General features: G+C 54.8%; 8 protein-coding genes. 5 read left to right on the top strand and 3 right to left on the bottom strand.

Annotated elements, in window-relative coordinates:
* A partial coding sequence (locus AAG834_RS12950; RefSeq protein ID WP_342032371.1) for a YadA family autotransporter adhesin occupies positions 1 to 719 on the top strand: 719 nt, incomplete at its 5' end.
* Positions 720 to 1,015: 296 nt separating this feature from the next.
* Positions 1,016 to 2,059: an NAD(P)H-dependent flavin oxidoreductase gene (locus tag AAG834_RS12955; RefSeq protein ID WP_342032372.1), complete on the top strand. Its 1,044-nt coding sequence runs from the start codon at positions 1,016 to 1,018 to the stop codon at positions 2,057 to 2,059.
* A 162-nt stretch (positions 2,060 to 2,221) separates the two neighbouring features.
* Here the strand turns inward: AAG834_RS12955 and AAG834_RS12960 are convergent, their stop codons facing one another.
* Positions 2,222 to 2,395, bottom strand: coding sequence for a hypothetical protein (locus AAG834_RS12960; protein ID WP_342032373.1), 174 nt, complete (start codon positions 2,393 to 2,395; stop codon positions 2,222 to 2,224).
* A 75-nt stretch (positions 2,396 to 2,470) separates the two neighbouring features.
* Between AAG834_RS12960 and AAG834_RS12965 the strand changes: the two genes are divergently transcribed.
* Positions 2,471 to 2,743 carry a succinate dehydrogenase gene (locus AAG834_RS12965; RefSeq protein ID WP_070515507.1) on the top strand — a complete coding sequence of 91 codons (273 nt, stop codon included), beginning with the start codon at positions 2,471 to 2,473 and terminating at the stop codon, positions 2,741 to 2,743.
* Positions 2,744 to 3,501: 758 nt separating this feature from the next.
* Here the strand turns inward: AAG834_RS12965 and AAG834_RS12970 are convergent.
* Both AAG834_RS12970 and AAG834_RS12980 read right to left on the bottom strand, forming a co-directional pair.
* Entirely contained in the window at positions 3,502 to 4,317 is an 816-nt protein-coding gene (locus AAG834_RS12970; RefSeq protein WP_342032374.1) for an alpha/beta hydrolase, read from the bottom strand.
* Positions 4,318 to 4,697: 380 nt separating this feature from the next.
* Positions 4,698 to 6,806 (bottom strand): TonB-dependent siderophore receptor, encoded by a 2,109-nt coding sequence (locus AAG834_RS12980; RefSeq protein WP_342032375.1) that lies wholly within the window; start codon positions 6,804 to 6,806, stop codon positions 4,698 to 4,700.
* Positions 6,807 to 7,282: 476 nt separating this feature from the next.
* On the opposite strand from AAG834_RS12980, the gene adhE reads away from it, so the two are divergent.
* Together adhE and AAG834_RS12990 are read left to right on the top strand one after the other, a co-directional pair.
* Entirely contained in the window at positions 7,283 to 9,898 is a 2,616-nt protein-coding gene (gene adhE / locus AAG834_RS12985) for a bifunctional acetaldehyde-CoA/alcohol dehydrogenase (protein WP_342032376.1), read from the top strand.
* Between the two features lie 116 nt (positions 9,899 to 10,014).
* Positions 10,015 to 10,222, top strand: a 208-nt coding sequence (locus tag AAG834_RS12990; RefSeq protein ID WP_342032377.1) for a helix-turn-helix domain-containing protein, incomplete at its 3' end; no start/stop codon positions are given.

A 10,222-nucleotide genomic window follows, 5' to 3' on the forward strand; every position in this document is an offset into this window, starting at 1 on the left:
GCAAAAACTCCGGCGCCATCGGTGACCCGACTGTAGTAAGCGGCAACAGTTCTTACTCCATCGGTAACAACAACAACGTATCCGCCGACAACGCCTACGCACTGGGCAGCAACATCAAAGCCACGGTCAACGACTCCGTCTACCTCGGCGACCGCGCCCAAACCCAAGGCATCCATACGGCTGATGCGGCCAAAGGCGAAGCCTACACCTACGGCGGCCTGAACGACAAAGCCGTGGCAGGTAAAGCAGGTTCGGCTGCCGCCGCGAACAAAGTCGCCGGCGTCGTCACCGTCGGCAACGGTACGGACGAGACCCGTCAGGTACAAGGTGTGGCGGCAGGCGTGGTATCGGCGGATTCGACCGATGCGATCAACGGCAGCCAGTTGTATTACACCAACCAGGCGATTAACCAAAACGTGACCAACATCGGCAATTACGTGGTGAACATGGGCAACCAAATCAACCAACGTATCGACAATGTGGAAAGCGACTCCAAAGCCGGTACCGCAGCAGCCATGGCGGTGGCAGGCCTGCCGCAAGCCTACCTGCCGGGTAAGAGCATGATGGCGGTTGCAGGCGGCGTTTACCGCGGTGAAAGCGGTTACGCAGTCGGCTTCTCCAGCATTTCCGACGGCGGCAACTGGATCATCAAAGGTACCGCTACCGGCAACTCACGCGGCCACTACGGCGCGACCGCAGGTGTCGGTTACCAATGGTAATCCTGACCTAAAGCCTGTTTGAAGGCAAAGCAAAGGTCGTCTGAAAACCCGAAACAGGGTTTTCAGACGACCTTTTTCTATATCGGGTTGAATAGGAGGGGTGGTTTTCCAATATGTTTGGTTTCGCAAACACCCGCTTGACACAAAATGCCAAGATTTGTTTTCAGACGACCTTGCAGTCATGTCCGACTATTTTTTGTGGCAAAATTCAGCCATGTTCCACATGGTCAGTCCGCGTATTTAAACTGAAGAAATTTCAAGCCGGCTGACCAAACAGATTACAAGGAGAAACAGACATGAGCCGCATTTTATCCTCACTGCGCTATCCGCTGATTCAAGCACCGATGGCGTTTGCACATGACACAGCACTGACTTTGGCTGTCGGCAAAACCGGCGCTTTGGGTTCGTTGGCGGGGGCGATGTACGATGCCGTGGGTTTGGAAAAAGCGTTGGCGCGGATGAAGCAGGAGGGCGGCGGCCGTCCGTACAACCTCAACTTTTTCGCCCACCGCACGCCGTCTGCCGAGCGCGCGCAATACGAGGCATGGTTTGCTGTGTTGCGTCCGTATTTCGAGGCTTACGGGCTGACGGAAAACGACATTCCCAGCGGCGGCGGACGGCAGCCGTTTAATGCCGATGCGTTGGCATGTGTGGAACGTTACCGCCCGCCTGTGGTCAGCTTCCACTTCGGCTTGCCCGCGCCCGAATACTTGCAGCGCGTCAAAGCGACGGGCGCGGAAGTGTGGAGCAGCGCGACGACGGTCGAAGAAGCCGTTTGGCTGGAGCAAAACGGCGCGGATGTCGTGATAGCCCAAGCGTGGGAAGCGGGCGGTCATCGGGGATGGTTTTTAAACCGCCATCCCGACAGCCAAAGCGGCTTGTTCGCCCTGTTGCCCGCCGTCCGCAAGGCCGTGCGCCTGCCCGTCATAGCCGCGGGTGGCGTTTCTGATGCCGCTGCCGTCCGCGCCGCGTTGGGATTGGGCGCGTCCGCAGTGCAGGTCGGAACCGCCTTCCTGCTTGCAGACGAAGCCCTGATCAAACCCGCCCACCGCGCCGCCATCCAAGCCGCCCGTCCCGAAGATACCGTAGTGACCAACTTGTTCAGCGGCGGCGCAGCGCGCGGACTTTACAACCGTTTCATACGCGAAGCCGGTCCGATGAATGACGCAGCGCTACCGTTCCCCTTGGCAGGCGCAGCCGCCGGAGCATTGAAAGCCGCCGCCGAAAAACAAGGCTGCTATGACTTTTCCCCATTTTGGGCAGGACAAAACGCAGGATTGTGCCGCCCCGGCAGCGCAGCGGAAATCGTCGAGCGGTTGTGTGGCGGCATCGAGCGTTAGGACGGTTTGAGCACAGAAAAGGTGGACGTTGCAAGAAGGTCGTCTGAAAATTGAAAACAGGTTTTCAGACGACCCGTAGCGTGGGCTTTGCCCGCGAAATGAAGATAAAGACAACCATCCGATTCGAATTTTCAGGCAGCAGGTTCGCGGGCGAAGCCCACGCTACGGATTAGGTTTCTTCCGAGCTTGTCGATTAGTGGTGCCGGAGGTTTTCCATTTGCCGCCAATCAGGGGTTTGCGGGTAATGCGCAGCCTGCTGTTGGACAGATATCGCTTTTCCTGAACATAAACCGATTGCAGCCTTTTACCGGAGATGCCGCGGAAGCGTCCGCCCATATGGAACGCTGCGCCCGACTTGGTTAACGTTTTGATTTGTGCTTTATACTTATAGAAAACAAGAGGAAGTGATATATGTCTTTCTTTAAAAATAAATTAGGTATCTTGTTGGCATTAATCTATCTAATCGCATCAATGGTTATTTTGGGTGATAGTACAGAGGGGAGCTGGGGAGGTTTTCTTCTCTTCGTCTTAGCCTTTCCCTTTTCCATTTTGTCCTTATTCGTTTCCAATTATGTAAATGGCCCGTTAGCCAATTGGGTATTTATCTTTCTGAATGCAATTTGGTGGTTTTTACTGGGATGGTTAATCACTAAGATTTTTAGAAAAAAGATTCAGACAGAATAAATCCGGATTACCGATGACAGGAAGGTTTTTTTTGCAAAGATCTCCCGTAGCGTGGGCTTTGCTCATGAGATGAATACACGGACAAAGATAACTGATTCAGATTATTAGGTGGTGGATTTCGTGGGCAAAGCCCACGCTACTTGAGTCCCAAGCCTGTATTGATTGAATAAAGGTCGTCTGAAAACGAGGGTGAACGAGTTTCTCCAAAACTCAACTCTCAGAGTTTTCAGACGACCTCGTTTCGACTGGTAACCCGCTCCCTCTCCCGTCTGGCGGGAGAGGGAGCGGGGAGAGGGTGGCTCTATGGGTTGTACGAATTTGATTTAACCTATAGTGGATTAACTTTAAATCAGGGCAAGGCGACGAAGCCGCAGACAGTACAGATAGTACGGCAAGGCAAGGCAACGCCGTACTGGTTTAAAGTTAATCCACTATAAACCCAAAAGGCCACCCCCATCCTAACCTTCCCCCGCCGGACGGGGAAGGGACAAGTTGTCGTTGCAGCAACAAGTAGCGTGGGCTTCGCCCACGGGATGAATGCTGAAATGAAAGCCCATTCGGCTGTTGTCTGATTTGGATTGTTAGATAGTAGATTTCGTGGGCGAAGCCCACGCTACGGGTTGGATTTCCAATTTAATTGAATAAAACCTACGTCGATTGCATAAAAAATTGAATCAAGGTCGTCTGAAAATCCCTAACCGCCATCACTCAAGCCGTATTTCTCTTTGTTTGGAATACGGCTTTTCGTTTCTGCCTGTTTATTTCTTCTGCCACGCTTGGCGGAGGTATTCGATGTGGTCGGGGAGGGCGTAGAAGGGGGTGTTGCCGTGGTTGGCGTTGGGGTAGAGGGTGAATTGTGCGTCTGCGCCGAGGTGTTGGAGGGTGCCGGCAAGCAGTTTGGCTTGGGCGACCATTTCCCTGCCGATTTGTTCGGGGCGGTTGCTGCGGCCTTCGTGTTCGCCGACGCTGATGCGGACGGCGGTGTCGGTGGGAAGGGCGGACGGGAGGAAGTCGAGGACGCGGCGGTTGTGCCACCAGACGGAGGGGGAGGCGAGCAGGTTGTGTTTGAAGCGGTCGGGGGCGGTGAAGAGGGAATAGAGTCCGAACAATGCGCCGAAGGAGTGTCCGAACAGGGCTTGTTCTTTGGGGTTGACGGGGTGTTTGGCGGCGAGGGCCGGGGCGAGTTCGTGGTCGAGGAAGGCGGCGAAGCGGTCGGCTTGTCCGTATTGGCGGCGGTCTGCTTCGGTGGCGGCTTCTGGCAGGGGCGGGGTGTAGTCGAGGGCGCGCTGTGTCAGGTCGCGGACTTCGCCGTTGGGGTAGCCGATGCTGACGATGAGGCAGGCGGCGCGGCTTCGGGTCATGGGGTTGATGAGCAGGGATTGTGCCATGCTGAGGGCGGCGGGAAAGAAGGCGTCGCCGTCGAGGATATGGAGGACGGGATAGCCTTGCGGGGGCGGGTCGCCGATAGCGGCGGTTTGGATGCGGTAGCTGCGGCCGGTGTGCTCGGAGCGGATGTGGGTTTCTTCGGCTTGCAGCAGGCGGGCGGCTTGCCAGTGTGCGGTGCGTGAGGTCATGGCGGGGTTGTCGGTTGTGTTGGTGGGGTGTGTTGTGTGTGTTATCGGGTTGTCGGATGTTTCAGACGACCTTTGGGCTGCGTCTGCTGTTTTTTCTATAGTGGCTTAACTTTAAACCGGTACGGCGTTGCCTCGCCTTAGCTCAAAGAGAACGATTCTCTAAGGTGCTGAAGCACCAAGTGAATCGGTTCCGTACCATCTGTACTGTCTGCGGCTTCGTCGCCTTGTCCTGATTTAAATTTAATCCACTATATGTCAAACATGGAACATAAATGATAAAACCGGACAGGTAGTGTGCCCTGCCTGTCCGGTCTGTTTCCGTAATGTGTTGGTCTTCTGGTTTTTGGCGGTGATTTGTTTTCCTTTTGCTTTTCCCGTTTTTAGAAGTCGTAGCGGAGGTTTGCCATCAGGCTGCGCTCCGAGCCGGGAATGTTGAAGGTGTTTGCGCTGCCGACGCGGGCGTAGTAGTGGCGGTTGAAGATGTTGTCGGCGTTGATTTGCAGCTTCAGTTTGGGCGTGAAGCGGTATGCCGCCATGGCGTCGAATGTGGCGTAGCCGCCTGCGCGCAGCCCTGCCGCCGAGGAGATGCTGCTCATCGCGTTCACGCCGCCGCCGAGGGTCAGCTTGGGCGTAACTTCATAAGTTGTCCACAGGTTTGCGCTGTGTTTGGGCATCAGCAGGAAGATGCCGTCATCGCGCGAGTTGGCGGCGGTTTTGATTTGGCTGTGCAGATAGCTGTAACCTGCGTGGATTTGCCATTTCGGTGTAATCGCGCCGCTGATTTCGGTCTCAACGCCTTCCATCACGCGTTTGCCCAAGGCGGCGTAACGGGTGTTGCGGTTGTTCGGGTTCAGCGGTGCGGCGGCGTTTTTGTCTTTCAGGCGGTAGAGGGAGACGCGGGTGTTGAGGCGGTCATCCATGTAGCTGCCTTTGTAGCCGACTTCAAACTGGTTGCCTTCGCGCGCTTTAAGCAGGTTGCCGTCGGTGCCGAGGCTGGTTTGCGGCGTGTAGAGTTGGGAGAAGCTGGCGTAGAGGCTGTTGTTGTCGTTCAGGTCGTAAACCGCGCCTGCGTAGCCGGTGAACTTGGTTTTGCTGGCTTTGTGCAACTCGTCGCCATCGCCCGCTTCGATTTTGTAGTGTCCCAAACGCCAGCCGCCGATGAGCGACAGCCTGTCGACCGGATGGAAGACGGATTTGCCGTAAACGCCGAATTCGTCAAGGTTTTCAGTAGCGACGGTATGGCTGTAACCACGCGCGCCGGCACGGGCGTTCTGCATCAGGTTGACATAGGGAACAGAGTGGAAATCGCCCAAGGCAACATTACGCGCAACGGCTGCACGGCCTTGTTCGTTGGTGCTGCGCAGGCGGTTGTAGTCCGCGCCGACGACGAGTTCGTTTGCGGTGTTGCCCAAGGCAAACGGACGGCTGTAACTTGCGTCAACTGCGAAGGCTTTTTGTTTGATTTCCGTGCCTAAGCCGACGACGTTTGCCTTATTGTCGGCAGAAAGTTTGTTGGCGGCGAAGGTGTAGTTGGAGTCGGCATCGCGGTCGGAATAGCGCATACCGATTTTGCCGTAGCCGCCGTCGTCAAAATAATGTTTCAGATCGGCGAACACGTCATGGCTGTTCATTTTGAATTTGTTCCAATCCGCGCCGACAAAGGTGTGGTTGGGCAGGGACAGCAAATTACCGCTGCTGCCGACGGGCAGGCCGTTGTACGGTGCGAGGTGGCGTTGCTGGTAGAGATAGCCTACGCCCAAAGTCGTGTCGGGGTTGATGTCCCAATCCGCCGCCGCGTAGAAGGTTTCGTGGTGGTTGTTTTTCTCGGCAGGACGGGGAGACGCGCCCGAAGTTTGCGCCATCACACGGGCGCGAACGCTGCCGTCGGCGTTCAGAGGACCTGAAACGTCGGCTTCGGTTTTATATTGTTTGTGCGTACCAAACCCTGCCGCTGCATGGCCTTGGAACTCTTTGGTCGGGCGTTTGCGCACCAAATTCACAATACCGCCCATCTCACCGCTGCTGTCGAACAAGCCGCTCGGGCCGCGCATCACTTCGACGCGGTCGAAGGCAAACAGGTTGGGCAGCGTGCCGTTGATACTCTGCATCTGCGCGGGCAGACCGTCGATGTTGTATTCGCTGTATTCGTAGCCGCGCGCATAAACCGATGAGCGGCCGTCGTCATTACTCAACACGCGCAGACCCGGCGTTTTGCGCGCCAATTGGTCAAAGGTATCAACGTTGCGGTCTTTTACCTGCTGGTTGGTGATGATGCTGACGGATTGCGGAATTTCGCGTAAAGAAGCGGGAATTTTTGTGCCGACGGTGGCGGCAAACGAGCTGTAATCGCCGTTTTTCTCGGTGGCAATCGCGTTATACGAACGCTGCCCCTTCACATGGACGGTATCCAGCTCGACCGTTTCGGCGGCAAATACAGTGGAAGATAAAGCGGCCACAACGGCGGCAGCGGTCAGATTGGGTCGGAACATCAATTTCTCCGTTCATTGTACAAATGAGAATGGTTGTATTTTATAAGTTTAATATCTGAAATTGTAGAAAAAAACTATCGTTTTCCCGACAATCTCTTGTGAATATGCGACAAGGTCGTCTGAAAACTTTAATTTGGTTTTCAGACGACCTTGTCCGTTTTGCCTGCAAATTTTGTTTGAAAGGTTGTTTTGTAATTTCGATACAAAATTCAAAAAATTTCATTTTCATATGAATTGCGGCGGGCAAAACAATAGCAATATGGCAAAAGGGGAAGACTCGGCGGCCTCTTTTATCAAACTCGTTAAAATGATTTTATTTCAATGTATTAAAAACAGAAAAATCCTGAAAGAGGTCGTCTGAAAACAGCATGCATGGTTTGTGATGTAAGTCAAAGAGAAATGTAACAAAATTACTTATAGTAATCGTAGTGAAAATTTATCGTCTTTATTGCCACCTTATATCAAGGAGATACACCATGAACGCATCAGCCGACAATGTCGTCAGCCCCGCCATCGCCGAGGTCAACAGTTTGGTTGAAAAGGGTTTGCGCTCGTTGGACGAGTTTCGCAAGCTGAATCAGGAGCAGATTGATTATATCGTTGCCAAAGCCTCCATTGCCGCGCTGGACAAACATGGTGTACTCGCCATGCACGCGGTCGAAGAAACGGGACGCGGTGTATTTGAAGACAAGGCAACCAAAAACCTGTTTGCCTGCGAAAACGTCGTGCGCCGCCTGCGTGATTTGAAAACCGTAGGCGTCATCAGCGAAGACGATGTAACCGGCATCACCGAAATCGCCGATCCGGTCGGGGTCGTCTGCGGTATCGTGCCGACCACCAATCCGACTTCCACCACCATTTTCAAATCCCTGATTGCGCTGAAAACCCGCAATCCGATTATTTTCTCGTTCCACCCTTCCGCCCAGCAGTGTTCCGCCCACGCCGCCCAAATCGTGCGCGATGCCGCGATTGCCGCCGGCGCGCCGGAAAACTGCATCCAGTGGATTGAAAAACCGTCTATGGAAGGCACTTCCGCGCTGATGAAACATCCGGGCGTAGCGACGATTTTGGCGACCGGCGGCAATGCGATGGTGGAAGCCGCTTATTCCTGCGGCAAACCCGCGCTCGGCGTCGGGGCGGGCAACGTGCCTGCCTATGTTGAAAAAACGGCAAACATCCAGCAGGCGGCACACGACATCGTGATGTCCAAAGCGTTCGACAACGGCATGATTTGCGCCAGCGAACAAGCCGTCATCGCCGACAAAGAGATTTATAAAGAGCTAGTTGAAGAGTTCAAATCCTACGGCGTGTACTTCGCCAACAAAAAAGAAAAAGCCATGCTCGAAGATTTCATCTTCGGCGTTACGGCAAACTGCGCCAACTGCGGCGGCGCGAAGCTCAATTCCGCCGTTGTGGGCAAACCGGCGGCGTGGATTGCCGAACAGGCCGGGTTTAAAGTGCCTGAAAAAACCAACATCATCATCGCCGAATGCCGCGAAGTCGGCCCCAACGAGCCGCTGACCCGCGAAAAACTCTCGCCTGTACTGGCGATGCTCAAAGCGGATTCCACCGAACAAGGTTTGCAGTTTGCCGAACAAATGGTCGCCTTCGACGGCTTGGGACACTCCGCCGCCATCCATACCGCCGACCATGAATTGGCAAAAACCTTCGGCACCCGCGTCAAAGCCCTGCGCGTGATTTGGAACTCGCCCTCCACCTTCGGCGGCATCGGCGACGTTTACAACGCCTTCCTGCCGTCCCTGACCTTGGGCTGCGGCTCTTACGGCAAAAACTCCGTCGGCGGCAACGTCAGCGCAGTCAACCTGTTAAACATCAAAAAAGTAGGCCGTCGGAGAAACAACATGCAATGGTTCAAAGTACCCGCCAAAATCTATTTCGAGCGCGATTCCATCCAATACCTGCAAGACATGAAAGACTGCGAAAAAGTCATGATTGTGACCGACCGTTCGATGGTTGATTTGGGCTTCGTCGATAAAGTGACCCACCAGCTCCACCAACGCAAAAACAAAGTAACCATCCAGCTTTTCACCGACGTCGAGGCCGATCCCAGCGTCCAAACCGTCTATAAAGGCACCGATTTGATGCGCAGCTTCCAGCCCGACACCATCATCGCACTGGGCGGCGGCTCGCCGATGGACGCGGCAAAAGCCATGTGGCTCTTCTACGAACAGCCCCAAGTCGATTTTGAAGACCTCGTCCAAAAATTCATGGACATCCGCAAACGCGCCTTCCGCTTCCCCGAGTTGGGCCGCAAAGCCAAATTCATCGGCATCCCCACCACATCGGGCACCGGCTCCGAAGTTACGCCGTTTACCGTCATCAGCGACGGCGACAAAAAATACCCTATCGCCGACTACTCGCTGACCCCGACCATCGCCATCGTCGATCCCGCGTTTACCATGACCGTCCCCGCCGGCGTAACCGCTGACACCGGTCTGGACGTACTGACCCACGCCGTAGAAGCATACGTTTCCGTGCTCGCCAACGATTTTACCGACGGCCTCGCCCTGCAAGCCATCAAGCTCGTGTTCCAATACCTCGAACGCTCCTACAAACACGGCGCGTCCGACCCCGAAGCGCGCGAACACATGCACAACGCCTCCACCATCGCAGGCATGGCGTTCTCCAACGCATTCCTCGGCATCAACCACTCGATGGCGCACAAAATCGGCGGCAAATACCACGTTCCGCACGGCCGTGCCAACGCCATCCTGCTGCCGCACGTCATCCGCTACAACGGCACGCGCCCGCAGAAAACCGCCACTTGGCCGAAGTACAACTACTACAAAGCCGACCTGAAATATCAGGAAATCGCCCGTACCTTAGGCTTACCGTGCGCCACCCCTGCCGAAGGCGTAGAATCCTTCGCCCGCGCCTGTCATGAACTGGCGGTCAACGTCGGCATCAAAATGTCGTTCAAAGAGCAGGGCATCGACGAAAAAACCTTCATCGACGGCCGCAAAGAACTGGCAATGCTGTCCTTTGAAGACCAATGCACCCCCGCCAACCCGCGTCTGGCATTGGTTGCCGACATGGAGGAAATCCTGACCAAAGCCTATTACGGCGGATAAGGTTCGTTTAAACCGTAAAGTGTAAGAAAAAGGTCGTCTGAAAACCGTATTTCGGGTTTGAACTGCACCCCAAAAGTTGGACACATACCCTCCAACCACCAAGGTGCAGTTTTTTTATGACCAAATATACATTACACTTCAAATACCAAGCCGTACTCCACTACCTGCACATACGCAGCCAACAGCGTACTGCAGACCACTACGGCATCTCCCGAACCCGCCTGCGGCGATGGATACGCGCCTATCAGGAAGGCGGCATCGGCGCACTCGAACATCCCCAATCCAAAACCATGACCCCACACCGCAAAAACCCCTTCATCGCCG

This window comes from Neisseria sp. Marseille-Q2251 (assembly GCF_940793045.1).
Lineage (GTDB): Bacteria > Pseudomonadota > Gammaproteobacteria > Burkholderiales > Neisseriaceae > Neisseria.

Excerpts from the sequence above, each read along its gene's own strand:
- AAG834_RS12965 (WP_070515507.1), top strand. The coding sequence starts at position 2,471 with ATGTCTTTCTTTAAAAATAAATTAGGTATCTTGTTGGCATTAATCTAT.
- AAG834_RS12970 (WP_342032374.1), bottom strand. The coding sequence starts at position 4,317 with ATGACCTCACGCACCGCACACTGGCAAGCCGCCCGCCTGCTGCAAGCC.
- AAG834_RS12960 (WP_342032373.1), bottom strand. The coding sequence starts at position 2,395 with ATGGGCGGACGCTTCCGCGGCATCTCCGGTAAAAGGCTGCAATCGGTT.
- AAG834_RS12980 (WP_342032375.1), bottom strand. The coding sequence starts at position 6,806 with ATGTTCCGACCCAATCTGACCGCTGCCGCCGTTGTGGCCGCTTTATCT.
- AAG834_RS12955 (WP_342032372.1), top strand. The coding sequence starts at position 1,016 with ATGAGCCGCATTTTATCCTCACTGCGCTATCCGCTGATTCAAGCACCG.
- adhE (WP_342032376.1), top strand. The coding sequence starts at position 7,283 with ATGAACGCATCAGCCGACAATGTCGTCAGCCCCGCCATCGCCGAGGTC.